Raw genomic sequence first — 24,810 nt, forward strand, 5'->3', positions numbered from 1 at the left:
AGCAGCCTTGAGTCACACGCCATAATCCGCCACCCAGAAGGTCAAATGTGGGAGCCGTCGAGCCCCAGCGAGGCCGCGAAGGCGGCGGCATTGCCAATGAATTTCGCGCCTGACACACCGCTTTCGCGGCCTCGCCGGGGCTCGACGGCTCCCACAAGGGATCGGCAGTGTCGGCCTCGATACCGGCCTGGCGTAAACAAACACAACCCACGATGCGAAGCGAGCCGCTTTTGATCTTGATCTTGATCTAGGCGCCCCATCAAACACGCTGGCCGAACGCAGGCTTGAATCCGTGGGTAACCCGGCAGGACGCCGGGTTAGCCGCACTGGGCCAAGGATGGCCCATTGCGGCGGCCCACGGATTCAAGCCGGAGTGAGGGCACACCGAGCCTAGGCGAGGTGCCGAGTGTTGGGGCAAGAGCCCTTTTGGTTACTTTTGGGGCTCTTTTCCAAAAGTGACCCGCTGTAAGAGCGGAACCATACGCGGCCATTACCCAAATAACGGATATACACTCAATCTCAACCCAAACCTCAACTTGCCCCCACCAAACAGCACGTACATCCAATTTTCCCCACCCCCCATCCCCCCAAACTCCTCTCACCGCCAAACCATCAAGGCAGAGGGGCACCCATGCACCCAGCACCCAAAACCGGACCCGACGAAGTCGTCACCCTGGTCGTCAAACACCTGATCAAACCCGGCCAGGAAGCCAACTACGAAACCTGGCTACGCCACATCGTACGAATCGCCGGCGCGCGCCCCGGGCACCTCGGTGTCGACGTCGTGCGCAGCAAACAGAACGGCCTGGCGCTGTTCACCTGCGTATTACGCTACCGGTCCACCGATGACCTGCAAACCTGGCTCGATTCCGCCGAGCGCAAAACCCTGATCGCCGAAGCCACACCCATGCTGGCGGACGGCGACAACACCGAAATCGGCGCGGTCAACGAGTTCTGGTTCACGCCCCTGGCCGACAGCGCCGCCAAGCCGCCGCGCTGGAAACAGGCGGTGGTCACCCTGTGCGTGATCCTGCCGCTGACCCTGCTAGTGCCCATCGTGTGGGGCCCGGTCCTGCGCCTGCACCCGTTTTTATCCAACTACGTGGTCGCGACCTTCTTGGTGACGCTGACCATCGTGCTGCTGGTGGTCTACCTGCTGATGCCGGCCGCCACCCGCCTGTTCGCTCCCTGGCTTGAAGCCTCAGTAAAGGAAACCCTATGAACGCCGATCTGATTCTGTTCAATGGCCAGTTCCACACCGTGGACCGTGAAAACCCGCGCGCCACCGCCGTCGCTATCCATGAAGGCCGCTTTGTCGTCGTCGGCACCGACGGTGAAGCCCTGGCCCTGCGCGGCAGTGGCACCCAGGTCATCGACCTCAAGGGCCGCACCGTGATCCCCGGCCTCAACGACTCGCACCTGCACCTGATCCGTGGCGGGCTCAACTACAACCTCGAACTGCGCTGGGAAGGCGTGCCGTCGCTGGCCGATGCCTTGCGCATGCTCAAGGACCAGGCTGATCGCACCCCGACGCCGCAATGGGTACGCGTGGTCGGCGGCTGGAACGAATTCCAGTTCGCCGAAAAACGCATGCCCACCCTCGACGAACTCAACCAGGCCGCGCCCGACACGCCGGTGTTCGTGCTGCACCTGTATGACCGTGCCTTGCTCAACCGCGCTGCACTGCGCGTGGCCGGCTATACCAAGGACACGCCGAACCCGCCGGGCGGTGAGATCGTGCGCGACAGTCACGGCAACCCCACCGGCATGCTGGTGGCGCGTCCCAACGCGATGATCCTCTACTCGACCTTGGCCAAAGGCCCGAAACTGCCGCTGGAATATCAGGTCAACTCCACCCGTCAGTTCATGCGCGAACTTAATCGCCTCGGCCTGACCAGCGCCATCGATGCCGGTGGCGGCTTCCAGAATTACCCCGATGACTACGCGGTGATCGAACAACTGGCCAAGGATCAACAGTTGACGGTGCGCATCGCCTACAACCTGTTCACCCAGAAGCCCAAGGAAGAACTCAGCGACTTCAGGAACTGGACCGGCAGCGTCACCCTGCACCAGGGCGATGACTACCTGCGCCACAACGGCGCCGGCGAGATGCTGGTGTTCTCTGCCGCCGACTTCGAAGACTTCCTCGAGCCGCGTCCCGACTTGCCGCAGAGCATGGAGCAGGAGTTGGAACCGGTGGTGCGCCATCTTGTTGAGCAGCGCTGGCCGTTCCGCCTGCATGCCACCTACGACGAGTCCATTTCGCGCATGCTCGACGTGTTCGAGAAGGTCAATCGCGACATTCCGTTCAATGGCCTGCCGTGGTTCTTCGACCATGCCGAAACCATCACGCCGAAAAATATCGAGCGCGTGCGCGCCCTCGGCGGCGGTATTGCGATCCAGGACCGCATGGCGTTCCAGGGTGAGTACTTTGTCGAGCGCTACGGCGCCAAGGCGGCCGAAGCCACGCCGCCGATCAAGCGCATGCTCGCCGAAGGCGTGCCGGTAGGCGCCGGTACCGATGCCACGCGGGTCTCCAGCTACAACCCGTGGACCTCGCTGTACTGGATGGTCAGCGGCCGCACCGTGGGCGGCCTGGAGCTGCACGCCGAAGGCCTGCCGCGCCTGACTGCGCTGGAACTGTTCACCCATGGCAGCGCCTGGTTCTCGTCCGAGCAAGGCAAGAAGGGCCAGATCAAGGTCGGCCAGTTGGCGGACGTGGCGGCGCTGTCGGCGGATTTTTTCAGCGTCGATGAAGAGGCCATCAAGTGGATCGAATCGGTGCTGACCGTGGTCGGCGGCAAGGTGGTGTACGGCGCCGGCGACTTCGACGATGTCGCGCCACCGCGTGTGCCGGTGCTGCCGGACTGGTCGCCGGTGGTCAAGGTGCCGGGGCACTGGCGCCCGACTTCACCGGTGCAGGCTCAGGTTCACCAGTGCAGCGGCCCGTGCGGCGTGCATTCCCACAGCCATGAAAAGGCCCGCCTCAGCAGCGTGCCGGTCAGCGACTTCCAGGGTTTCTGGGGCGCGTTTGGCTGCTCGTGTTTTGCTTTTTAAACCCCCGAAGGAGTTAACCCATGACTTACAAGCGCTTGAACAAAGATGACGCGGTGGTGCTGTTGGTGGATCACCAGACCGGCCTGATCTCGCTGGTGCAGGATTTCTCCCCCAACGAATTCAAGAACAACGTGCTGGCCCTGGCCGATGTGGCGAAGTTCTTCAACCTGCCGACCATCCTGACCACCAGTTTTGAAGGCGGTCCTAACGGCCCACTGGTGCCAGAGCTCAAGGCACTGTTCCCGGACGCGCCGTACATCGCCCGCCCTGGCCAGATCAACGCCTGGGACAACGAAGATTTCGTCAAGGCGGTCAAGGCTACCGGTCGCAAGCAGATCATCATTGCCGGCGTGGTGACGGACGTGTGCGTAGCGTTCCCGACCCTGTGCGCCCTCGACGAAGGCTTCGAGGTGTTCGTGGTTACCGACGCCTCCGGTACTTTCAACGAAACTGTGCAACAAGCCGCCTGGGCCCGTATGACCGCCGCCGGTGCGCAACTGGTGAACTGGTTCGCCGTGGCTTGTGAGCTGCAAGTGGACTGGCGCAACGACATGGAAGGCCTGGCCAACCTGCTGTCGCCGCGCATCCCCAACTACCGCAACCTGATGAACAGCTACTCGGCGTTTACTGCCAAGTAACCGGTTTTCAAGCCTGTAGGTGATCAATGTGGGAGGGGGCTTGCCCCCGATAGCGGTGTATCAGTCAAAGCTATTGAGACTGACACACCGCTATCGGGGGCAAGCCGCCTCCCACATTTGATTTGTGATAAGGCGACCGACCCGCTATAAATCAGCAAACTGTCCACCGAGAAGCGACAATGAACCCCTTCGAAGACATGCGCCTGTTCTGCCAGGTCATGGAATCCGGCAGCTTCACCGCCGCCGCCGAACAGCTCGGCCTGTCCAAGCAGTTCGTCAGCCGCCGCCTGATCCAGCTGGAAGATCGCCTCGGCGTGCGCCTGCTCAACCGTTCCACCCGCCGCCTGGACGTCACGCCCCTGGGGCAGAGTTACTACGAATCCGCCTTGCGCCTGCTCACCGAAGTCGAGCAAGTGGAGCAGGGCATCGCCGGCCAGAACAGCGAACCGCGCGGCACCCTGCGCCTCAGCGCGCCGTTGTCGTTTGCGATGGCGCACCTGGGCTGCCTGTTGCCGCAGTTTTTGCAGCGCTATCCCCAGGTGTCGGTGGAAGTCGACCTCAGCGACCGCCCGGTGGATTTGATCGGCGAAGGCTACGACCTGGTGCTGCGCATCGGCACCCTGGAAGATTCCACCCTGATTGCCCGCCGTATCGCCAGCATCCCGCGCGTCTACTGCGCCAGCCCGGATTACCTGGCCCTGCGCGGCACCCCGCAGAAACCCGACGATCTCGCCGACCACGACTGCCTGCCCTACGGCCATGGCCGCCAGGTGCAGTGGCGCTTCAAGGGCAAGCTGCAGGCGCTGAACGTCAGCGGGCGCATGCGCGTCAACAATGGCGAGCTGCTGCGCGACACCGCGATTGCCGGGCTGGGCGTCACCTACTTGCCGACCTTTATCGTCGGCGAGGCTTTGAAGGACGGGCGCCTGGTGAGCGTACTGGACGACTTCGCCCCCGAAGCCCTGACCCTGTCGGCGGTGTATCCGCAGCACCGGCAAAGCTCACGGCCCGTCCAGGCGCTGGTGGAGTTCTTGCGCGAACGCCTGGCTAGTGGCTGTTAAACAACTGGCGGATCAGGTTCGGCGTGCTGCCGGTCCAGCGCTTGAATGAGCGTCGGAAGTTGGCTGCGTCGTTGAAATTCAGGTACGCAGCCACTTCCTCATTGCTGTAGCCCTTGACCTGGTACAGGTGCAACGCCACCTGCTTGCGCACGCGGTCCACCTGCTGCTGAAAACCGGTGTCGTGCTTGTGCAGTTTGCGCTTGAGGGTCGCCGGGCTCATCGCAAACGCCTGGGCCGCCTGTTCCAGGCTCGGCGGCTGGCGTACCTGATCGCGCAGGTAGTCGTAGAGGCAGTCGAGAAAGCTGCCGGCAAAGCCCAAGTGTTCGATCTGCTCACAGGCCTGGCGACGTGCGACCTGGCCGGCAGTGGCCGAGGCACCCGGCCACGGGTGGGTGAGGTATTCGCGCGGAATGCTGAGCATGTCCAGCGGGCGCGCAAAGCGCGTGCCTTCGCCCAGGTTCACCCAGTACTGCTCGACATAACGCGGCTCGGCGTGGCTGAAACTGCACGCCCACGGCAGCCGCTGGCCGCTGAGCCAATGGCTCATGGCAACCAGTGAGGTCACGCTGGCCTCCAGCAGGAAACGCCAGTGCTCGCCGGCGCCGCAACTATCGAGCCAATACAGGTAGGCGTGGTGCTCATCCAGCTCCAGTTGCAGGGTGACCAATGGGCTGAGCAGCACTTGCTGCTGGATGAGGAGTTCGAGTGCCTGGTGCAGGTTCTGCGCGTGGCCCAGGGCGTGACTGGCGGCGCCGTAGTAGCCGGGCAGCAGGCGTTGGCCAAACAGGAAGCTGCTGTCGTCGGCATCCAGCAGTTTGCGACTGTTGCCGATCAGGGCCAGGAACTGCTGCGGGCTCAACCGCGCGTTGCCGGCCAGGATGTCCTCGTGGAACAACCCGGTGCCGCGCAGCAGGCGATGGCTGTCGATGTCGCGGGACAAGGCCAGGTCGATCAAGGTAGCGGGTTGGTAATGCCCGGGGATAAAGCGCGTGTCGCTTTCATACCAGCTGGTCTTGACGGCCATCTCAGGCACTTTTCGCCAGCGGTTGCTTGGTCCGTGCCAGCGCCAGGTTGAGGCGCTTGAGCAGGTCGTGGGGCGACTCGTCCAGGGCCATCACCACCGCCGTAGTCGCGGCCAATTGCAGGCGTTCGCCCTGTTGGCGGGTCTTGTGGGCCAGGCCACGCACGGCCTGTTGCAACTCCAGCGCCAGCACCTGGGCCTGGCGTTCGCCGGTGTTGGGCAACAGCACCACAAAACGGTCGCCGGCCAGGCGGCACAGCAAGTCCTGGCGGCGCAGGTTGAGCAACAGCAAATGGCTCAGGGCCTGCAACACCGCGTCGCCCTCGACGTGCCCGAAAGCCTGGTTGATGGCGGCAAAGTTATCCAGGTCCAGGGCCAGCAGTGACAGCGGTTGTTGTTGCTCGCGGCTGTCCTGCAGGCTGTCGGCCAACTGGCGCTTGAGGTAGTCGGCGCCGGCCAGCGGCGTGAGTTTGTCGAACAGCCGATGCTCGCGAAACAGCCGCTCGCGCTTCTCCATCTGCGCGCTGATCGCCAGTTGTTCGCGGTGCCAGTGGTAGATGCCGATGGTCAGCAGGATCATGCCCACCGGCATCGGCCCGGACTCCAGCCAGTGGTCCCAGGTGATGCTGTCGGGCAGGCGGATAAATTCGTCGAGGCTGTCGATCCACCAGGAAAAGAAGATGCACGACAGCCCCAGCGCGAGGTAATTGGTGACGCGCCCGGCGGGTCGGCTTTTCAGCACCAGGCCCAGCCACACCAGCGCCAACAGGGCCGAGCCGCCTTCGCCGAAGATGTCCAGCCAGGCCCATTCACTGACGTATTTCAACTCGCCGCAGGCCAGGTGCAGGATCAGCCCGAGGTTGGCGGCAACCAGCAGCAGCGCGAGTTTCCAGCGATGGGGTTTGAGCACGGAGAACATGGCCGCGAGTCCTTGGGCAAATGAGCGATGGGCGCCAGCACAGCAGATGCATGTGACGGTTGGATGACGGTGGGGGAGGGTCGAATCAGCTCATGGGATAAATAAAATTTCCCGCCAAACGCCGAACAAATGTGGGCGCGGGCTTGCTCGCGAAAGCGTTACGTCAGTTGGCCCATCTGTTCCTGAACGGCCGCTTTCGCGAGCAAGCCCGCTCCCACACTTAATCGAGGTCATATCAGCTCATTTGCCCCGGCATAGGGCCTCAAAAGCCCGGTTTACGGGCCTTCGTGCCGATCCCTGTCACAGAACCGTCATCCCCCACCCCTAGCTTGCCCTCCCAGTTGCCGGGCCTCTTGCCTGGCGCCAATGGATTCTTGGGGAGGATTGCATGTACAAGCGCACCGGGCTCGTCAGCTTCACGCTCACTGCCTTGGCCCTGGCGATGGCCAGCGAGCGGCTCAACGCTGCCGAGGCGGCCACCACCGAGCACGTCGAAGTGGTCGGCCAGGCTGCCGCCATGGACCAGGCGCTCAAGGAGCAGCGCCGCTCCGACAGCATCAAGAGCGTGGTGCATGCCGACGGCGTGGCCCAGTTGCCGGATGAAAACGTCGCCGAAGCGGTGCAGCGCCTGCCGGGCATCAGCGTCGAGCGCGACCAGGGTGAAGGGCGCTTTGTCAGCGTGCGCGGCCTGGGCCCGGACCTCAACAGCGTGACCATCAATGGCACCCTGGTGCCCGCGCCGGAAAGCGCGCGCCGCGCGGTGGCGCTCGATGTGCTGCCCTCGGAACTGGTGCAATCGCTGTCGGTGATCAAGACCCTCACGCCGGACATGGACGCCAACTCCCTCGGCGGCACCGTCGACGTGCAAAGCCTGTCGGCCTTCGACCACAAGGGCCTGTTCTACACCGGCAGCAGCGAAGCCAGCTACGACAAGAACACCCGCCAGACCAGCCCCAAGTTCTCCGGCGCCGCCAGTAACCGTTTCAGCCTTGGCGACGGCATCGACAACTTTGGCGTGGCCGCCGCCCTCAGCTGGCAGAAGCGCGACTTCGGCTCGGACAACGTCGAGACCGGCGGCGCCTGGGACTTCACCGATGGCGCCAGACTCAACGAGTTCGAACAGCGCGACTATGACATCAGCCGCGAACGCGCCGGGGGTGGCCTGAACTTCGACTACAAGCCCGATGACCTCAGCAGCTACTACCTGCGCACTCTCTACAGCCGCTACAAGGACAGCGAGACCCGCAACTCCACCAGCATCGAGTTTGCCGACCCCCAGGCGCCCGGCGAACTGGGCGATGCCGAGGGCAAGCGCAAGCTGAAGAACCGCGAGGAAACCCAGGAGATCCAGTCCTACGTGTTCGGCGGCGAACGCATGCTCGCCCTCTGGACCTTGAGCGGCCAGGCCGGCTACAGCCAGTCCAGCGAAGACAGCCCGGCGCACATTGCCGGCGCCACTTTTGACGGCGGCGACTTCGCCAACAGCGGCTTCTATGACAAGGACAAGCCACGCCCGATCATCGGCGCCGGTTTCTACGACGCGAACAACTTCACCCTCGACAAGGTCGACTGGGAGAAGCAGAACACCAAGGACACCGAGAAAAACCTGCGCCTGGACCTGGCCCGCGACTATGACCTCGGCGGCTACGCGTCCCAGGTCAAGTTCGGCGGCAAGGTCAGCCGTCGCAACAAGGACAACGACCTGGAGGCCTGGGTCTACCAAGACTTCGACACCCTGGGCTTCACCGCCGACCAGCTCAACCTCACTCAATTTCAGAAAGGCTCTGTCGACTATCGCCTCGGCAACTACGGCCCCGGCATCAGCCCTGGCGCGATCAAGCAGTTGATCGGCAGTCTCAACCCGGCGGATTTCTATGACGAGACCGAATCGCGGGTCAACGACTTCACCATCCGCGAGGACATCAATGCCGGCTACCTGATGAACACAGTCGATATCGACGACTGGCGCTTTATCGCCGGCCTGCGCTACGAGGGCACCGAGTTCGAAGCCAAGGGCACCGGCGCGACCGATGGGGTGTTCACGCCCACCGAAACCAAGCGCCGCTATCACCACTGGCTGCCCGGCCTGCATGCGCGCTACCAGATCGACAAGAACACCCAATTGCGCGCCGCGTGGACCAAATCCGTGGTGCGCCCGACCTTCGGCCAACTGGCGCCGGGGTTTGTCATCGACGATGACGAAGCCACCTTCGGCAACCCGGACCTCAAGCCCCTGGAGTCGAGCAACCTGGACCTGGGCATCGAGCACTTCATGGGCCGCGCCGGGACCGTGTCCGCGTTCGTGTTCTACAAGGACATCAAGAACTTCGTCTACAACACCGACCTGGCCGGCACAGGCGCCTGGACCAACTTCGCCGAGGCCCATACCTACGCCAACGGCGACAGCGCCAAGCTCTACGGCCTGGAACTGGCCTACTCGCAGAAATTCGACTGGCTGCCCGCGCCGTGGAACGGCTTGCTGATCGGTGCCAACAGCACGTTCAGCCGCTCCAGCGCCGATATCGAAGGCTTCGACAGTGCCAGCGGCCGTAACCGCAAGCGCAACATCAGCCTGCCGAACCAGTCGGACACCGTCGGCAACCTGATGCTCGGTTGGGAAAACGACAGGCTCAGCCTGCGTGTGTCGGCCAACTATAAGTCGGCGTACCTGTATGAACTCGCCTCGATCAACGACAAGGCCCACGACCTGCACGTCGACGCGCAGACCTTCGTGGACTTCAGCGCGCGCTACTCGCTGAGCAAAAACCTGCAGGTCAGCTTCGAGGCGCAGAACCTCACCGATGAGTCGTACTTCGTCTACACCGGCCATCGCAGCTACAACGGCCAATACGAAGAGTACGGCCCGACCTACAAGCTGGGCCTGACCTTCACCCATTTCTGAACTCAACACATTCCAGCTGCCGGCGCTGGCTTGCCTGGAGTTGATCTCCAACGTATTCGAAGGATTTGCACGTTAATGAGAATGTCCAAGCTGTACCTGTTGATTGCCCTGGCCACCTGCGGCCACGCCCTGGCCGGCGACCTGGCGCTGACCCCGTGGGCGCCTGGCCTCAAGGCTGAAGCCGTGGCCTTCCTGCCCAACAGCCCCGAGCGCCTGGCCGCTGGCGCCCGCGACGGCCTGCAATTGCTCGATCGCCAAGGCGCGGAGCTGGCGCGTTTCAAGGGCAATTTCAGCAGCCTCGACACCCGCGCCGCCGGCGCCCAGGTGGTGGCCGCCAGTCTCGACAACGACCGTCAGCAAGCGCTGTTGATCAACCTGGATGTCGCCGGCAGGCGCTTTGGCAAGCCGCTGTACTTGCCGACCCGCGACTTTGCGGTAAATGGCCTGTGCCTTTACCGCGATGCAGCAGCCAACCTGTTTGTGTTCCTGGTCGGTGAAGAGGGCAAGGGCGAGCAATGGCTGGTGGGCAATGGCGCCACGTTATTGAGTGAGGCCCAGCGCGTGCGCGGGGTGCCGCTGCCGCCGTCGGCGCAGTTCTGCCAGGTCGATGACGCCACCCAGCAGTTGCTGGTGAATGAAGAAAACATCGGTTGGTGGGCCTATCCGGCGCACCCGGAAGCCGAGGTCAAGCGCACGCCGGTGGCGCTGTTCGACACGCCCAGGCGCGAAGCCGGGGCCATGGCGTCGGTGCCCGGCGGGATGGTCGCACTCGATCCCAAGACCTCCGAGCTGCACCTGTTCCAGCACACCGGCGAGCGTTGGGTCGAGCAATCGAGCCTGAGCCTGCCAGGCCTCAAAGAGCCGGAGCAACTGACGGTCAACGGCCGGCAACTGCTGGTGCGTGACGACGACACCGGCGCGCTCTACCAGGCCACCCTCGACTGGCAGGCCCAGCCGGTGGCGGCGGTGCCGGTGCTGCCGGAAGTCGCCGCCGTGCGCCAGACCGACCCGGTCGGCCGCCAGGGCGATGCAGCGGATGATCCGGCGATCTGGATTCACCCCGGGCAACCGGCGAAAAGCCGCGTGCTCGGCACCAACAAGAAACAGGGCCTGCTCGCCTATGACCTCGACGGCAAGCTGCTGCAGGAGCTGGCCGTCGGGCGCCTCAACAATGTCGATGTACGCCCCAACTTCAAACTCGGCCAGCGCACGGTCGACCTGGCCGTGGCGAGCAATCGTGATCACAACAGCCTGAGTCTGTTCAGCATCGACCGCCAGAGTGGCGAGTTGCGCGAAGCCGGTGAGGTGCCCACGCCGCTCAAGGAAATCTACGGCATCTGCCTGTTCCAGCCGGCCAGTGGGGAGATCTACGCGATCGCCAACGGCAAGGACGGCACCTTCCTGCAATACCGCCTCAGCGCGCCGGATGGCCGTGCGCAGGGTGAGCTGGTGCGCCAGTTCAAGGTCGACAGCCAACCCGAAGGCTGCGTGGCCGACGACCAGCGCCAGCGCCTGTTTATCGGCGAGGAAGATGTCGGCGTGTGGGCGGTGGACGCCCGCGCCGATCAACCGGCGACCCTGGCCAACGTGATCAAGGTCGGCCCGCAACTGCACGCGGACGTCGAAGGCCTGGCGCTGTACCAGAGCGACAAGCGCGACTACCTGGTGATCTCCAGCCAAGGCAATGACAGCTACCTGGTGGTGGATGCCGAACCGCCGTTTGCCGTGCACGGCGCTTTCCGCGTGGGCCTGAATGCGGCCGCCGGCATCGATGGCGCCTCGGAAACCGATGGCCTGGAAGTTACCGCCATCAACCTCGGCGGGCCATGGAGCCAGGGCATGCTGGTGGTGCAGGACGGGCGCAAGCGCATGCCCGAGCAGACCCAGAACTTCAAGTTCGTGCCCTGGGCCGACGTGACCCGCGCACTGAAATTGCCCTGAACCGTCATCACCCGGTCATCACTTTTTAATCGAATAGGACATCACCATGCACGCGACGATGGAACATATGACGATCTGGGGTTTGATCAGCGACGCCAGCCTGTTGGTCAAGGCCGTAATGCTCACCTTGCTGTTGGCCTCGTTGCTCAGCTGGTACCTGATAATCCAGCGCGCCAGTGTGCTGCGGCGCCTGGAGCGCCAGTTGAATGGCTTCGTGCAGCGCTTTCGCGCGGCGCCGGACTTGCAGGCGTTGTGCCGTGAAACCGTGCAGGCAGGTGAGGGCGGCGTGGCGCCGATCTTTATCGCCGGGGTCCACGAATACCAGCACCTGCACAGCCATGACCCGGCGGTGCTGGAAGGTGTGGAGCGCGCCTTGCAGGTGGCGATCACCGAGCAGGAAGTCGAGCTGGAAAAGGGCTTGCAGTTCCTCGCGACCGTGGGCTCGGTCAGTCCCTATATCGGTCTGTTCGGCACAGTGTGGGGGATCATGAACTCGTTCATCGGCCTGTCCCAGGTGCAACAGGCGACCTTGTCCACGGTGGCGCCGGGCATTGCCGAAGCCTTGATCGCCACGGCCATCGGCCTGTTTGCGGCGATCCCCGCAGTGATCGCCTACAACCGCTTTGCCGCGCGCAGCCAGACGCTGCTCACGCGCTACTACGCCTTCGGCAACGAGCTGCAAGTGCGCCTGCACCGCACCCTGCGCGGTACGCCGATCAACCTGGCCGTGGCCGCCTGAACAAGGAGCAAGCCGATGTTAACCAGGCCGCAACGCAAGCACGGGCCCAAGGCCGAGATGAACGTGGTGCCGTATATCGACGTGATGCTGGTGCTGTTGGTGATCTTCATGGTCACCGCGCCGATGCTGACCCAGGGCGTGAAGATCGATCTGCCCAAGGTCGCCGCCGAGGCGCTGGCCACCGACACGCGCCAGCAGATCCTCACGCTGTCGGTGAAGGCTGACGGCGGCTATTACTGGAACCTTGGCGGCGAACTCGACACCCAGCACCAGACCGACAGCGCCGTGACCCTCGACGAAATGGGCGCCAAGGTCATGCAAGTGGTGGCGGCGCGCAGCGACACCCAGGTGTACATCCGCGCCGACGACAACGCCGGCTACGGGCGTGTGGTCGCGGCCATGGCGGTGTTGCAGAAAGGCGGGGTGAGCAACCTGGGGTTGGTGACCGAGGCCCCGCAATGACGGCGATGATCATGCACAGTGAGACGCTGGCGCTGGCGCCCCGGGAGCCGTCCGGGTTGTGGAGAAACAGCGTCGCGGCGAGCCTGGCGGTAGCCCTGCACGCAGGGGTGCTGGCAGCGCTGATGCTGGGTTGGTCGGCGGAAAAAGCGCCGGTGGACACACCCAGGGTCATGCATACCCAATTGGTGATGCTGCCACCTGCGCCCGTGCCTGCTCCCGCACCTGAGCCGGTGGCCTTCACGCCACCGGAACCTGTGCCCGTGCCCGTGCCGGTCAAACCCACGGTCGATCCACAGGTCCAGGCGCAGAAACTCGAGAAGGCCGCGTTGGCACGCAAGCGCGTCGAAGAGCAGAAAATCGAGGCACAACAGCAGCGCCTGGCTACCGAGCAGCGCAACCGTGAACAGGCGCAACAGCGCCTCGACCAGCAGCGCCTCGCCGCCGAAACAGCCCGTGTCGCTGCCCCCGCAGCAGCGCCGGCACCGGCCTTCGACAGCCGCCAATACCAGCCCTTGAGCAAGGAAGCGCCGGACTACCCCGAGCGTGCCCTCGACAAGAACATCGAAGGTGACTGCTCGGTGGAATACACAGTGAACACCCAGGGCCGCGTGGAAAACCCCAAAGTGCTCGATGGCTGTCACCCCCTGTTTATCCGGCCGTCACTGGCAGCGGCGAACACCTTCCGCTACCAGCCCAGGATCGTTGACGGCAAAGCCGTTCCCGTGCCGGCGGTGCGCAACACCTTCCACTACCGCATCAAATGATATCCCGTAGCCAACACCGGCCCCCCTGTGGGAGCGGGCTTGCTCGCGAAAGCGGTGGGTCAGTCGATGAGTTTGTTGACTGACAGTCCGCCTTCGCGGGCAAGCCCGCTCCCACCTTTGTACTCGGTGCAGTCTGCAGACCCTCGCAATCTCCACTACCGCATCAAGTGATATCCCGCAGTCAACACCGGGCCCCCTGTGGGAGCGGGCTTGCTCGCGAAAGCGGTGGGTCAGTCGATGAATGTGTTGACTGACAGTCCGCCTTCGCGGGCAAGCCCGCTCCCACATTTGTAATCGGTGCAGTCTGCATGTCCTTGCAATCTCCACTACCGCATCAAGTGATATCCCGCAGTCAACACCGGGCCCCCTGTGGGAGCGGGCTTGCTCGCGAAAGCGGTGGGTCAGTCGATGAGTTTGTTGACTGACAGTCCGCCTTCGCGGGCAAGCCCGCTCCCACATTTTTAGACGGTGTAAGTCAGCAGATCCTTGCAATGTGGCTGTGTCAGGTGTTGACCAGGTTGGCCAGTTCAGCCCCCGCGACATACTTCTCCAGATTCGCCAGGAACGTGTCCGCAATTTCGTTGCGGCTATTGGTGGAAATGGCCGAAGTGTGCGGCGACAACCTGACTCTCGGGTGGGTATACAACGGGTGCCCATCCGGCAGTGGTTCCGGTTCGGTCACGTCCAGCGATGCCAGCCCGATCTGTCCGTTGTCGAGTGCTTCGAGCAGCGCCTCCTGATCCAGCAGGCCACCGCGCGCGATGTTGATCAGGTGCAGCCCGGGCTTGGCGCTGCCGAGTACATCGCGATTGATGATATGCCGCGTGGATTCGGTCAGCGGGGCTGCCACCACCAGGTGGTCCGCGCGGGCGAACAGGTCGTGGATGTCCTTGGCCGCTTCCACACCGGCAACACCAAACGGCGCCTGGCTTTGGCGCAGTGCCACGACTTGGATGCCCAGGGCCAGTGCCTTGTGCGCCAGGCTCGCGCCAATTGCGCCGAAGCCGAGGATGCCCAGCGTGGTGCCTTTGAGCGGGCGCAACGGGGTGAAATTCCACTGGGCGTCCTTCACCCAGATGTCCGGCAAATGCTTGGACGCGGCAAAGATCGCCGCCAACGCGAACTCGGCGAGGTTGTCGGCCGCGCTGCCTCGGGAGGTGGTCACCGGTGGCCCGTTGAACAGCCATTGCGGGTAGAAATCGATGCCCGATGACACCAGGTGCACCCACTGTGCGCCGTAGGGCCAGCCCGGTGGCGGGGTGTCCGGGGCGGTGTAGCCACGCACGTTGATCGGACGCAGCAACAGGATATTCGCCTGCGGCGGCAGGTCGCTCGGCACCCCTGGCGGCACGCCGATCACTTCGGCGTCGGCGTGCAGCACGCGCAGGCGCTCGCGGATCACGTCGTTGTAATCCTCGTCGAGCTGGCTGGCAATAATCACCTGACTCATGTGCGTTCCTTCTGGCGTTGGGCGAAGACCGCTTTGCCGACGCCTTGCAGCACAGCGTCATTCTGCGGGGTATGCACGCGACTGCAGAGCACGTCGCGGTAGTGTCGTTGCAGCGGGCTGTGACGCGACAGGCCGGGGTTGCCCGAGGCCTCGATGGCGAGTTCCACCGCGCGGATGGCATTGTTGGTGACCAGGTACTTCAACTGGGCCGCGTTGGCTGCCGGGGTATGACCTTCGGCGGCGGCGTCCAGCAGGCTGCGGTTGGCGAATAGCAGGGTGTCGATATGCCCGACGGTTTCCTGAAAACGCGACAGCGTCGACAACGCTGCACCGAGGTTGGACGGCTTGCGTTCTTCCAGCCAGTTCACCAGCCAGTCCCGCGCGGCCTGGGCCACCGCGTCGTACACCGATGACAGCAGCACCGACATCCACAGGAAGCCATCGCCATCCAACTCCGGCTGCGGGGCACTCCAGGGGCTGACGCTGACGGCGTGGTCCAACGGCACCAGCACATTGTCGAGCACCACTTCATGGCTGCAGGTGGCGCGCATGCCCAGGTGGTCCCAGGTGTCGATAATGCTCACGCCAGGGCTGTCCTTGGGCACCAGCCAGGCGCCCACCAGCGGGTCGGCGTCATCGCTGCGGCCCCACACGCTGAACCAGCTCAGGCCATGGCTGCCGGTGGAGTAGATCTTGCGCCCGCTGATGCGCCAGCCCTCGGCGGTGCGCACTGCGGTGGTTGCCGGCAGGCCGCCACGGGCCGGGGTGCCGAGGTCGGGTTCGACGCGCAACGCATTGATCAAGGCACCGTCGCGCACCGCGTCCTCGGCCACTTGCGTACGCAGGTGGACCGGCCAGCTCTTGCTGTCTTGCAGGCGGGTGTGTTGCAGGTATTGCATCACCAGGATCAGCGCAGTGGACGGCTCGCCCCTGGCAATCGCACTGATCGCCTTGCGCGCCTGCGGCAGACTGGCGCCGCCGCCGCCCAGGGCCTTGGGCACGGTGAGGGCGACCAGGCCGTGTTCATGCAACAACTTGAAGTTGGCATGCGGGAACGCGCCGCTCTCGTCATACAGGTGCGCGGTGCTCGCCAGCTCGGCGCTGAGGCGTTCGAGCAGGGCTTCGAAGTTGGCGACTTCCACGGAGCGCAGAGACGGTTGGGTCATAACAATATACTCGGTCAAAAATGTGGGCGCCGGCAAGCCGGCGCCTACAGGGGGTTGTGGGCTTAGATAGCGATGCGTACGGGCTGTTGGCCCAGCAGTCGCTCCACCACCTGCAGCACCGGCTCGGCCTCGGTGCGCACCAGCCAATCCGGGCTCACTTCGACGAAGGCCACTGTGCCGTCCCTGGCGATCACCACCACCGTCGGTTGCGGCAGTTCCCAGGTCCCGGTGCCGGTGGTGTCGCCGATGTGGTTGCCCTTGGCCAATGCGGCGTTGCGCGAGGCTTCGTCGAAACTGTAGAGAATGCCCAGGCGCCGGCCGAGGTTGTTGTCGGTGTCGCTGGCCACCAGCAATTGCAGGTTATGGCGGGTCTTGATCTCTACCAGCCGCTCAGGCACCTGCGGGCTGACCGCCACCAGCGGCACCCCCAGTTCGCGCAGGCGTGGGTAGAGTTGGCGTTCGTAATAGGGCAGGGCGAGATTGCACGCCGGGCAGCCGGCAAAGCGGAAGAAGATCAGCACCGCCGGCCCATCGGCCAGCAACAGATCGCGGTTGAGTTCGCCGCCTTCCACGTTGAACAGGGTGAATGGGTCCAGTTCATCGCCGACCTGCACGTAGTCGTCGGGCCGTGCTTCATCGACCAGGCGCTGGCGCTGGTCGATGTTGACCTGCAACGCCGCCGGTGCCCAGGAAGCCACGCGTTCGGCGTGCAGATCCGCTAATTGACGATTGAGGGATTCGCTCATGCCAGCGCCTCCTGTTGCGCTTCGACCTCGGCGGCGACGCTGTAGCGGTTGGCCGGCACGTCCAGGCCAAGGTTGTCGCGCAGCGTGTGGCCGCTGTACTCGGTGCGGAACAGGCCGCGCTGTTGCAACACGGGCACCACCAGTTCGGTGAAGTACTGCAAGCCGTCCGGCAGCACCGAGTTGATGATGAAACCGTCGCTGGCACCGCGCTCGAACCAGGTCTGGATGGCATCGGCGACTTGCTCGGGGGTGCCGACAAAATCACGCTTGGGCCGCGAGAACCGCAGCGCCACTTCGCGCAGGGTCAGGCCTTCGTCCCTGGCCAGTTGCTTGATCCGGTCGGAGCCGCCTTTCTGGCTGTTGGCGCCGAGGTCGCCAAGTTCCGGGAAGGGCGCGTCCAGGGGGTACTTGCTGAAGTCATGGTCATTGAACGGGCGGCCGAGGGCGACAATCGCGTCTTCGACGGTGACCAGGTCCACGGCCTGCTGATAGCGGCGTTCCACTTCGGCTTCATCGCGGCCGACAATCGGCCGGATACCCGGCAGGATCGACAGGCTGTCGGCGTCACGCCCAAAGCCTGTGGCGCGGCGTTTGAGGTCCTGGGAATAGGCCAGGCCTTCCTCGATGCTCTCCACGTGCACAAAGATCGCGTCGGAGTTTTCGGCGGCGAAGTTGCGCCCATCCTCCGAGGTACCGGCCTGGAAAATCACCGGTTGACCCTGGCGCGAGCGTGCGATGTTGAGCGGGCCCTTGACCGCGAAGAACTCGCCCTTGTGATTCAGTGCATGCAGCTTGTCCGGGGTGAAGAATTCGCCGCTTTGCTTGTTGTAGGCAAAGGCGTCGTCTTCCCAGGAATCCCACAGGCCCTTGACCACGTTCACGTGTTCCTTGGCGATGCGGTAGCGCACGGCGTGGGGCGGGTGCTCGGCCTTGCCGAAGTTGTCGGCGGTGCCGCTGAGCCATGAGGTCACCACGTTCCAGCCGGCGCGGCCGCCGCTGATATGGTCCAGCGACGAGAACTGGCGCGCCACTTGGTAGGGCTCGGTGTAGCTGACCGTCACTGTGGCAACGAGACCGATGTTCGTGGTGATGGCGGCGAGGGCCGAGAGGATCGTCAGCGGCTCGAAGCGGTTGAGGTAGTGCGGGCTGGATTTGGCATGGATATGCAGGCTGTCGGCGATGAACACGAAGTCGAACTTGGCAGCTTCGGCCAATTCAGTCTGCTGCTTGTAGAACCCGAAGTGGGTGCTGGCATTCGGTTGGGCGTTCGGGTGGCGCCATTCGCCCCAACCGTGGCCGACACCGTGGACCATGGCACCCAGTTTCAAATGGCGTGGCTTGGAGGGATGTGGCTTGCTCATGTTCTGCTCCTGTTAGCGCGATGCTTGGGAAAAGGGGACACGCTTGGCGTTAAAGCTCTTGTCGAAGCCTTGCGACACGTCGATGTGCTTGGTCAACAGGCCTTCTTTTTGATAAGTGTCGGCGGTCGCTTGCAGGCCGCTGATCACAGAGTCGTCGATGGTTACCGGGCTCAGGCGGGTGTCCTTGGCCACTTCCACGTGGACTGCCAGCGGCAGGCCGGTGATCTTGGCCTGGGCGGCTGCGTATTCATTGGGGTGGGTGTTGGCCCATGCATAGGCGCGGTCGAGGCGCGCGACAAAGTCGTCGAGTTGCGGGCGCTTGTCGGCGATGGCCTGGCTGGTGGCGGCGAGGTACAGGTGGTTGCTCAGCAGGTTGCTGCCACTGATCAGCACGCGGGCCTGGCTTTGCGAGGTGACCACGGTGGTGTATGGGTCCCAGGTGGCCCAGGCGTCGGCGGTGCCGTTATCCAGCACCAGGCGTGATTCGCTGGGCAGCAGGAAAATGAACTGCACATCCTTGGTGGTCAGCCCGGCAGTGGCCAGGGCCTTGATCGCCAGGTAATGACCGATTGAGCCGCGCCCGGTGACGATCTTCTTGCCCTTGAGGTCGGCGACAGTCTTGATCGGCGAGTCCTTGGGCACCAGCAGCGCGGTGGTATTGCGCCCTTCGGCGTGGATGATGCTGACCACCTTGAGCGAGTCACCGGCACCCAGTGCGAACACGTAGGGCGCATCACCGAGGGCGCCGATGTCCACGGCGCCAGCATTCAAGGCTTCGCCCAGGGGCGAGGCGGAGGGGAATTCCGACCACTGGATTTCATACGGGACGTTCTTGGTTTCGCCGGAGACTTCCAGGAGTGCCTTGATGGTGGATTTCTGGTTGGCCACCCGCAGTGGTTGCAGGTCGGCGGCGTGGGCGCCGCCGCTCAGGCCGAGGGCAAGGGCGGCGCCCAGGAGCAAGCGTTTGAAGGGGGTGGTAAAGACCATGGGATGCAGGCTCCAGGCAGATCAAGAAGGGGTTCGGTTACCTCCGCCTGGAGAAGGGGTCGGTGAGTGGGTTAACGTTATGCCCATAAAAACTCGCTGTGAAGTTCTTTTTGGTTATATGTTAATTATTAAAATATTTGATTATGTGTGAGTTGATTATTCTCTAATTGCATTTGGCGGCGCGCTGCGGGCCAGGGCGAAGATGCCATCCATGCGCCAGTGCTCGTTGCGGTGGGCAGGGTCATCGGCCCATTCGTCCCAGCCCGAGTCGCGGCGGTATTGGCCGAGCAGCCCGGCCTCGCGGACTGCCACGGGATCGGGGTGGCGCAGCTGTTCGCAGTCGGGGTCGACGTACAGCGCATCGCTGCTGCAATACAGTTCGCACATGAAGCAGGTCTGGCAGGCCAGTTGGTCGGCAATCACGGGTTTGCCCAGGGCGTCGGCGGCAAGCACGTTGGTGGGGCAGACGGCGACACATTGGCCACAGCCGTTGCACAGGTCGGAGTAGATCAGTTCAATCATTGTGGTTGGCCTTGATGGATGGGGTCGAAACGCGCCTGCACCTGGCCCACTCCAGCCAACCGCAAATGTGCGTCAAACTGCGAATGCTGCCGCGGTGTGTCGCTGCGCTGGTGCATGCCGCGGCTTTCCTTGCGCAACGCGGCGGCGGTGTAGCACCAACGCGCGGTGGCGGCCATGGCCACGGTTTCGCGGGCGCGCAATGGGTTGTCGGCGCAGGGTGGGCCGTCGCTGATCTGGTCCCAGATGTTGTCCAGTTCACGCAGCGAGCGCGCCAGTTGGGCGCCGCTGCGGAACAGGTTCTTGTCCAGCGGATGGACTTCGGCCTGGATGCGCTGGATCAGTTCGGCACTGCCGCCTGCCGCGCCGTCAAAGCCCCGCAGGGCGCCGTGATACAGCGCTTTTTGGCGGGCCAGCCGCGCGGCGCCGCGACCGGCCCATTGCCCGGTGGAGAGCGCCCAGGCCGAATTCTGCGCGCCGCCGCCGGAGGTGGCGCCGGCAATCGGCTCGCGGCTGGCGGCATCCCCGGCAGCGAAGACGCCGGGCACGGTGGTCTGGCAATCGTCATCGACCAGGCGTAAACCGCCGACGCCGCGAATGGTGCCTTCGGGATGCAGGGTCACGGCGAATCGCTGGCGATAAGGGTCGACCCCGCGCCGGTCGAACGGCAGCATCAGGTTGGGCTGGATACTCGGCAGTTGTGCGCGGATATCCGGCGGCACGCGGTTCAGGCGGCAATACACCGGGCCGTTGAGCAGCGCCCTGGCCAGGTCTTCGGTGAAACCAGGACCGGTGGCAATCCCCAGCGGCCGATCCGCGGCATCGAAATACTCGCCAAAGCTGTACACCATCGAGCGGGTCATGCTGCTGCCTGCGGCGGCGATGCAGTAGTAGTTGGAAAACTCCATGCCCGACAGTTCGGCGCCGGCTTCGGCGGCCATCAGGTAGCCGTCGCCAGTGTTGGTGTGGTTGCCCAGCAGGCGCGACAGGAACGCGCAGCCGCCCGTGGCCAGCACCACCGCGCCGGCGCGAATCAGCCAGTCACCGCCGGCCTGGCGGCGCCAGCCGCGTGCGCCGACCACTGCGCCGTGATCGTCACGCAGCAGTTCCAGCGCAGGGTGGTGGTCGAGAATCGTCACGCCACTGTCCAGCACGCGCCGCCTGAGGCCGCGCAGGTATTCGGGGCCGCGCAGCCCGCGATACTGGGTCACGCCATGTGCGTCCTGCGGGAAGTCGTAGTAGCCGCTCAGCCCCGGCAGGCTGGTCCAGGTGGTGTCGATGGCGCGGGCCATCCAGCGTGCATCGGCAAGGCCATAGGCGGTGCCCAGGCGTTTGTCGATCGCCGCTTCACGGGCGTCGGGCGGCACCCACCAGTGACCGGGACCGGCGGTGGCGGTCACGCCGCTGGTGCCGCAGTAGCCCTTGTCGACGAGGATCACCCTGGCCCCTTCGCGCGCCGCCGCGATGGCGGCCCAGGTGCCCGCCAACCCGCCGCCGATGATCAATACATCGCTATTCAATTCAGTCATTACCCGCGCCTCAGAAGTTGTACGCCAGGCGCGTGTAGTAATACGCGCCGCCAAAGCCGAAGGGCGAGAACTGCCCATACTCGTACCCGCCGGCCCAGTCCTTGATGCCTTTTTTATCCGGATAGACGTTGAACAGGTTGTTGGCCCCCAGGGCCACGGTGAAATGCTTGGTGATGTCGTAGGCGGCGTCGACATCGCTGATCCATTTGGCGCTGAACTTGCGATCGTTGATCGGGTTGTTGTCACCTTCGATGTAGCTGCCGAAGCGGGTCAGGGCGAGGTTGAGGGTGTAGGCGCTGACCTTCCAGTTGGCCGCCAGGATCAACTTGGATTGCGGGGTGGCGACGGTCAGGTCCTTTTGCAGGCGGCGGTCGAAGATCTGGTAGTTGGAGCCCAGGCTGGCCAGCGCGGGTGGGGTGGCCTGGAGTTTTTCGATCTTGGTCTGGTTCCAGTTGTAGGCCAGGCTCCAGCGCACCTGGCCGTACTGGTCGAGCTGCTGGCGGTATTCGTTGATGATGTCGATGCCACGGGTGCGGGTGTCGACGGCGTTGGTGTAGTACTGCGCGTACAGGCCCGGCGACAGGCCGTTGGCGACCAGGATCTGCGACACCGCCGGCCCGCCCAGCAGACTGGTGGAAACGATGCGGTCGCGAATGCCGATCTGGTACAGGTCGGTGGTCAGCCGGTAGTTCGCGGTCGGCTCGTAGGTAAAGCCCAGGCTGTAGTTCAGCGACTTCTCGGGCTTGAGTTTTTCCGCGCCCAGGGCCTGGGCCTCGGGGGTGTCCACCGGCAGCACCTTGACAGGTACCGAGACCTGCTGGCCGTTGACCACGCCGCCGGAGGTGAAGGTCGACGAGGCGTAGATCGTCTGTGCCAGCGACGGCGCCCGGAACCCGTTGTTGATCGTGCCGCGCAGGGCAAACTCGGGCGTGAGCTTGAAGCGCGTCGACAGCTTGCCGCTCCACGTGCTGCCGATGTCCTGGGTATAGCGCTCATAGCGGGCGGCGGCGCCGATGTACCAGCGGTCCGTCACATCCAGGCCCAGGTCGACATAGCTGGCGACGTTGCTGCGACTGATCTCGCCGGCATCCGCGGTGCTGGTGCCGTTATACGACGCCAGGCCCGGCAACGGTGTTTGGCCGGCGAAGGGACCACTGGGCAGCACGTAGTTGCCGGGCGTATAGGACGCGTAGTCGCCGGCCTCGATCTGGTATTTCTCCCAGCGGTACTCGAAGCCGAATGCGGTTTGCAGCGGGTGGCTCAGGCCGATATCGAAGGTGCGGCTGAGGTCGAGGTTGTTGGTCCACTGGTCGAAGATCTGCGAGGCCAGGTTGAACGAGGTCGGGCTGGTCGGCCCCAGGGATGGGTTGAGGGTGTTGTTGGCGTTGAGGGTCGAATCGTCTTCACCCCAGGTGGAACTGATGTCGTAGTCCCAACCACCGACCAGGCCCTTGAAGCCGCCCGCCACCTGGAAGTCCTTGGTGCGGTTGCGCCGTTGCGCGTGGATGCCGTCGGGGTAGGGCGTGTTCGGGTCGCCGGCCAGGGAGGTGATCTCATTGGGGCGATAATTGCCGGTGACCTTGGTGGTTTCCATGTAGCTGGCGGTGGAGAACGAGTAGAACTTGAGGTCGTCCTGCAGCGGCAGTTCAAGGTTGTAGCTGGCGTTGGTGACCTTCTCGCGACCCAGGCCGTAGCTGGGGTTCCAGCCGTGGCGGTTGACCGTCTGGTCGCGGCTGTCGGGGGCGGCGGCGGTGCCGTAGAGGCGGCCGGTGGCACTGCCGGTGCGGTTGAAGGGTTCCTGTTCCTTGCTGTCCAGCGCCAGGTTGGCGAAGCCGTCGTTGGGCAGTGCCAGGCCGTAGTTGACGGTCTGGTGCACGGTGTCGCCGTCGCCCGCACCGTAGCGGCCGAAGGAGGTTTCGGCGCTGCCGCCGCTGTCGTTTTCCTTGAGGATGATATTGATCACCCCGGCGATTGCGTCCGAACCGTACTGCGCGGAAGCGCCGTCGCGCAGTACTTCGATATGGTCGATGGCCGACACCGGGATCAGGTCGAGGTTGACCGGTACCGCCGCCGTGCCGATGCGCGCCAGGTTGTTGATCAGCGCGGTGTTGTGGCGGCGCTTGCCGTTGACCAGGACCAGCACCTGGTCGCCGGACAGCCCGCGCATGGTCACTCCGCGCACCGACCACGACGTCCCACCGCCATTGATCGCCGGCAGGTTGAACGACGGCAGCAGGCGCGCCAGGAGTTCCTTGAGGCCGACCTTGCCACTGGCCTGCAGCTGTTCGGCACTGATCACGTCGATGGGCGAGGGGCTGTCGGCGATGGTCCGCGCCTGATTGCCACGGTTGCCGGTGACCACCACGGTACCGAGGGTTTTGTCCGGGTCTTCGGCTTGGGCCGGGACATTTATGGCGAGCAGGGTCAGCGCGACTGCGCCGTATTGAAAGCGGGATGGAGGCATGGGGGCTGATTCCAGGAGACCAAAGAACACCGCAGATCCCGTGTGGGCGCGGGCTGGCTCGCGAAGGTGGTGTCAGCTACCCATGAGCTGGCTGAACCGCCGCCTTCGCGAGCAAGCCCGCTGCCACAGTGAATCTGTGTGGGACTTTTAAAGGGTGATCAGGCCGCGTCAGCGGCTCTGACCCGATGCGGAATGTCGTCATAGGCAATCAGCACCCGCTCCATGCGACGCGGGTAGTCGCCGTAGTTGTAGACCGGGTAGTGCAGGGTCGAGCGGTTGTCCCAGAACGCCACCGAGCCCGGACGCCACTTGAAGCGCACCTGGTGCTCCGGCTTGTTGAATTCCTGCAGCAGGCGGTCGATCAGTTGCTTGCTTTGCTGGGGCGTCCAGCCGATCACCGAAGGGTTCTGCGAGAAGTTGATGAACAGCCCGTCTTCGCCGGTTTCCGGGTGGGTGCGCACCAGCGGGTGGGCGAGGATCGGGTAGTCGTAGCCGACCTTGTCGAGGGCTTTCTTGAAGTCGTGGACCACATGCAGGTTGTCGATTTCAGCGCGCAGGTCATCCGGCAAAGCGCGGTACACCGCCCCGGTGTCGGCCCACAGGGTGTCGCCGCCGACTTCCGGCAAGTCCACCGCGCGCAGCACGGCGCCGAGCGTGGGTTGCAGCAACCAGCTGGTGTCGGTGTGCCAACGGCCGCTGGTGCGCGGGCCGTAGAGCTTGCGCTCGTCCTGGGCTTCGATCAGGTGGGCCTGGGGGCGCGACGGGTCGTTTTGCTGGGTGGTGGGGTGCACGTACAGCTCGCCGAATTCCTTGGCGAAGGCGATCTGCTGTTCGGTGTTGATAGCCTGGTCGCGGAAGAACAGCACCTTGTGCGTGAGCAGCAGGTGACGCAGTTCGTCGCGCAGCGCCGAGGTCAGCGGCTGGCGCAGGTCGATACCGCCGATTTCGGCGCCGAGGGTGGGTTCCAGGCGGGTGATATGTAGGGTCATGCGGGTGTCCTCTCGTGTGTGGGTTCAGCCTCCGCCTGGAGAGGGGTCGGATGTGGGGGCCTGCACCCGGGGTGGGTGCAGGCGGGTCAGGTCAA

General features: G+C 64.2%; 20 protein-coding genes. 9 read left to right on the forward strand and 11 right to left on the reverse strand.

Annotated elements, in window-relative coordinates:
* Positions 1 to 631: 631 nt before the first annotated feature.
* From BBG20_RS19450 to BBG20_RS19465, 4 genes are all read left to right on the forward strand, one after another.
* Complete coding sequence (locus BBG20_RS19450; protein WP_065906127.1) at positions 632 to 1,222, forward strand: antibiotic biosynthesis monooxygenase; 591 nt, start codon at positions 632 to 634, stop codon at positions 1,220 to 1,222.
* Complete coding sequence (locus BBG20_RS19455) at positions 1,219 to 3,057, forward strand: amidohydrolase (RefSeq protein ID WP_065906128.1); 1,839 nt, start codon at positions 1,219 to 1,221, stop codon at positions 3,055 to 3,057. Before BBG20_RS19450 ends, BBG20_RS19455 begins: the two co-directional genes overlap by 4 nt.
* Positions 3,058 to 3,077: 20 nt before the next feature.
* Positions 3,078 to 3,695, forward strand: a complete 618-nt coding sequence (gene ycaC / locus BBG20_RS19460; protein ID WP_027607149.1) for an isochorismate family cysteine hydrolase YcaC — start codon at positions 3,078 to 3,080, stop codon at positions 3,693 to 3,695.
* A 179-nt stretch (positions 3,696 to 3,874) separates the two neighbouring features.
* Positions 3,875 to 4,756, forward strand: coding sequence for a LysR family transcriptional regulator (locus BBG20_RS19465; RefSeq protein WP_065906129.1), 882 nt, complete (start codon positions 3,875 to 3,877; stop codon positions 4,754 to 4,756).
* On the opposite strand, the gene BBG20_RS19470 is transcribed toward BBG20_RS19465, so the two are convergent.
* Entirely contained in the window at positions 4,743 to 5,780 is a 1,038-nt protein-coding gene (locus BBG20_RS19470; protein WP_065906130.1) for an AraC family transcriptional regulator, read from the reverse strand. The two genes, BBG20_RS19465 and BBG20_RS19470, sit on opposite strands and share 14 nt — an antisense overlap.
* A gap of 1 nt (position 5,781) precedes the next feature.
* A complete protein-coding gene (locus tag BBG20_RS19475; RefSeq protein WP_065906131.1) occupies positions 5,782 to 6,696 on the reverse strand; it encodes a GGDEF domain-containing protein in 915 nt (304 codons plus the stop codon).
* A 388-nt stretch (positions 6,697 to 7,084) separates the two neighbouring features.
* Between BBG20_RS19475 and BBG20_RS19480 the strand changes: the two genes are divergently transcribed.
* From BBG20_RS19480 to BBG20_RS19500, 5 genes are all read left to right on the forward strand, one after another.
* Entirely contained in the window at positions 7,085 to 9,598 is a 2,514-nt protein-coding gene (locus BBG20_RS19480; RefSeq protein WP_065906133.1) for a TonB-dependent receptor, read from the forward strand.
* A gap of 75 nt (positions 9,599 to 9,673) precedes the next feature.
* Positions 9,674 to 11,539, forward strand: coding sequence for a phytase (locus BBG20_RS19485; RefSeq protein WP_065906135.1), 1,866 nt, complete (start codon positions 9,674 to 9,676; stop codon positions 11,537 to 11,539).
* 46 nt (positions 11,540 to 11,585) lie between these two features.
* Positions 11,586 to 12,278 carry a protein TolQ gene (gene tolQ / locus BBG20_RS19490; protein ID WP_065906137.1) on the forward strand — a complete coding sequence of 231 codons (693 nt, stop codon included), beginning with the start codon at positions 11,586 to 11,588 and terminating at the stop codon, positions 12,276 to 12,278.
* Between the two features lie 15 nt (positions 12,279 to 12,293).
* Entirely contained in the window at positions 12,294 to 12,740 is a 447-nt protein-coding gene (gene tolR / locus BBG20_RS19495; protein WP_065906140.1) for a protein TolR, read from the forward strand.
* Positions 12,737 to 13,504, forward strand: a complete 768-nt coding sequence (locus BBG20_RS19500) for an energy transducer TonB (protein ID WP_065906142.1) — start codon at positions 12,737 to 12,739, stop codon at positions 13,502 to 13,504. Before tolR ends, BBG20_RS19500 begins: the two co-directional genes overlap by 4 nt.
* Positions 13,505 to 14,006: 502 nt before the next feature.
* Here the strand turns inward: BBG20_RS19500 and BBG20_RS19505 are convergent.
* The 9 genes from BBG20_RS19505 to BBG20_RS19545 form a co-directional block, all read right to left on the reverse strand.
* Entirely contained in the window at positions 14,007 to 14,954 is a 948-nt protein-coding gene (locus BBG20_RS19505) for a D-isomer specific 2-hydroxyacid dehydrogenase family protein (RefSeq protein WP_065906144.1), read from the reverse strand.
* A complete protein-coding gene (locus BBG20_RS19510; protein WP_065906146.1) occupies positions 14,951 to 16,120 on the reverse strand; it encodes an acyl-CoA dehydrogenase family protein in 1,170 nt (389 codons plus the stop codon). Before BBG20_RS19510 ends, BBG20_RS19505 begins: the two co-directional genes overlap by 4 nt.
* Positions 16,121 to 16,182: 62 nt before the next feature.
* Positions 16,183 to 16,866: a peroxiredoxin-like family protein gene (locus BBG20_RS19515; protein ID WP_065906147.1), complete on the reverse strand. Its 684-nt coding sequence runs from the start codon at positions 16,864 to 16,866 to the stop codon at positions 16,183 to 16,185.
* Entirely contained in the window at positions 16,863 to 18,227 is a 1,365-nt protein-coding gene (locus BBG20_RS19520) for an LLM class flavin-dependent oxidoreductase (protein WP_065906148.1), read from the reverse strand. The genes BBG20_RS19515 and BBG20_RS19520 overlap by 4 nt, the downstream gene beginning before the upstream one ends.
* A 12-nt stretch (positions 18,228 to 18,239) precedes the next feature.
* Positions 18,240 to 19,214, reverse strand: coding sequence for an ABC transporter substrate-binding protein (locus BBG20_RS19525; protein ID WP_065906149.1), 975 nt, complete (start codon positions 19,212 to 19,214; stop codon positions 18,240 to 18,242).
* A gap of 156 nt (positions 19,215 to 19,370) precedes the next feature.
* Positions 19,371 to 19,736 (reverse strand): 4Fe-4S dicluster domain-containing protein, encoded by a 366-nt coding sequence (locus BBG20_RS19530; protein ID WP_065906152.1) that lies wholly within the window; start codon positions 19,734 to 19,736, stop codon positions 19,371 to 19,373.
* Entirely contained in the window at positions 19,733 to 21,262 is a 1,530-nt protein-coding gene (locus tag BBG20_RS19535; protein ID WP_065906154.1) for an FAD-dependent oxidoreductase, read from the reverse strand. Before BBG20_RS19535 ends, BBG20_RS19530 begins: the two co-directional genes overlap by 4 nt.
* Positions 21,263 to 21,272: 10 nt before the next feature.
* Positions 21,273 to 23,726 (reverse strand): TonB-dependent receptor plug domain-containing protein, encoded by a 2,454-nt coding sequence (locus BBG20_RS19540; protein WP_065906156.1) that lies wholly within the window; start codon positions 23,724 to 23,726, stop codon positions 21,273 to 21,275.
* Between the two features lie 158 nt (positions 23,727 to 23,884).
* Positions 23,885 to 24,715, reverse strand: coding sequence for a TauD/TfdA dioxygenase family protein (locus BBG20_RS19545; RefSeq protein ID WP_065906160.1), 831 nt, complete (start codon positions 24,713 to 24,715; stop codon positions 23,885 to 23,887).
* Between the last annotated feature and the right edge of the window lie 95 nt (positions 24,716 to 24,810).

The organism is Pseudomonas aylmerensis, assembly GCF_001702265.1.
GTDB lineage: Bacteria > Pseudomonadota > Gammaproteobacteria > Pseudomonadales > Pseudomonadaceae > Aquipseudomonas > Aquipseudomonas aylmerensis.

Coding starts and splice junctions, on each gene's coding strand:
- ycaC (WP_027607149.1), top strand. CDS start 3,078: ATGACTTACAAGCGCTTGAACAAAGATGACGCGGTGGTGCTGTTGGTG.
- BBG20_RS19450 (WP_065906127.1), top strand. CDS start 632: ATGCACCCAGCACCCAAAACCGGACCCGACGAAGTCGTCACCCTGGTC.
- BBG20_RS19515 (WP_065906147.1), bottom strand. CDS start 16,866: ATGAGCGAATCCCTCAATCGTCAATTAGCGGATCTGCACGCCGAACGC.
- BBG20_RS19500 (WP_065906142.1), top strand. CDS start 12,737: ATGACGGCGATGATCATGCACAGTGAGACGCTGGCGCTGGCGCCCCGG.
- BBG20_RS19470 (WP_065906130.1), bottom strand. CDS start 5,780: ATGGCCGTCAAGACCAGCTGGTATGAAAGCGACACGCGCTTTATCCCC.
- BBG20_RS19525 (WP_065906149.1), bottom strand. CDS start 19,214: ATGGTCTTTACCACCCCCTTCAAACGCTTGCTCCTGGGCGCCGCCCTT.
- BBG20_RS19480 (WP_065906133.1), top strand. CDS start 7,085: ATGTACAAGCGCACCGGGCTCGTCAGCTTCACGCTCACTGCCTTGGCC.
- BBG20_RS19520 (WP_065906148.1), bottom strand. CDS start 18,227: ATGAGCAAGCCACATCCCTCCAAGCCACGCCATTTGAAACTGGGTGCC.
- BBG20_RS19465 (WP_065906129.1), top strand. CDS start 3,875: ATGAACCCCTTCGAAGACATGCGCCTGTTCTGCCAGGTCATGGAATCC.
- BBG20_RS19510 (WP_065906146.1), bottom strand. CDS start 16,120: ATGACCCAACCGTCTCTGCGCTCCGTGGAAGTCGCCAACTTCGAAGCC.
- BBG20_RS19535 (WP_065906154.1), bottom strand. CDS start 21,262: ATGACTGAATTGAATAGCGATGTATTGATCATCGGCGGCGGGTTGGCG.
- tolR (WP_065906140.1), top strand. CDS start 12,294: ATGTTAACCAGGCCGCAACGCAAGCACGGGCCCAAGGCCGAGATGAAC.
- BBG20_RS19540 (WP_065906156.1), bottom strand. CDS start 23,726: ATGCCTCCATCCCGCTTTCAATACGGCGCAGTCGCGCTGACCCTGCTC.
- BBG20_RS19545 (WP_065906160.1), bottom strand. CDS start 24,715: ATGACCCTACATATCACCCGCCTGGAACCCACCCTCGGCGCCGAAATC.
- BBG20_RS19530 (WP_065906152.1), bottom strand. CDS start 19,736: ATGATTGAACTGATCTACTCCGACCTGTGCAACGGCTGTGGCCAATGT.
- BBG20_RS19505 (WP_065906144.1), bottom strand. CDS start 14,954: ATGAGTCAGGTGATTATTGCCAGCCAGCTCGACGAGGATTACAACGAC.
- BBG20_RS19475 (WP_065906131.1), bottom strand. CDS start 6,696: ATGTTCTCCGTGCTCAAACCCCATCGCTGGAAACTCGCGCTGCTGCTG.
- tolQ (WP_065906137.1), top strand. CDS start 11,586: ATGCACGCGACGATGGAACATATGACGATCTGGGGTTTGATCAGCGAC.
- BBG20_RS19485 (WP_065906135.1), top strand. CDS start 9,674: ATGAGAATGTCCAAGCTGTACCTGTTGATTGCCCTGGCCACCTGCGGC.
- BBG20_RS19455 (WP_065906128.1), top strand. CDS start 1,219: ATGAACGCCGATCTGATTCTGTTCAATGGCCAGTTCCACACCGTGGAC.